Here is a 297-nt window from a genome sequence, read left to right as displayed (position 1 = left end):
TCTACCACAGCTTCAAAAGGCGGCGTCTGCCATTGACTAAGATCACCAGCAGGTACCACATCTAAGTGGCAAAGGATTGCTAATAATTCTTCGCCTTGCCCAATTTCAGCATAGCCATAATAACCAGCAGGGTCTAAATAAGTTTTAAAACCCATTTTTTCCGTCAAAGCCAACATGTGCTCCAGAACATCCTGAATCGCTTGACCAAATGGCGTATCTGCCTGATGTTCTTGCAAAACAGAAGGAAAAGCAACCAGTTCTTGGATGGCTTGAATACACGCCTCCTGATGCGATGAC

At 44.8% G+C, this 297-nt stretch carries 1 pseudogene; it reads right to left on the bottom strand.

Features of this window, described 5'->3' with window-relative positions:
- Positions 1-275 (bottom strand): annotated as a pseudogene (locus tag C1E99_RS03600) (hypothetical protein); the annotation flags it as partial.
- Positions 276-297 lie beyond the last annotated feature (22 nt).

The sequence above is a fragment of the Streptococcus suis genome, from assembly GCF_002964045.1.
Taxonomy (GTDB): domain Bacteria; phylum Bacillota; class Bacilli; order Lactobacillales; family Streptococcaceae; genus Streptococcus; species Streptococcus suis_U.
The sequence above is the reverse complement of the archived record's forward strand: the minus strand, read 5'-3'. Positions and strand labels throughout refer to the sequence as shown.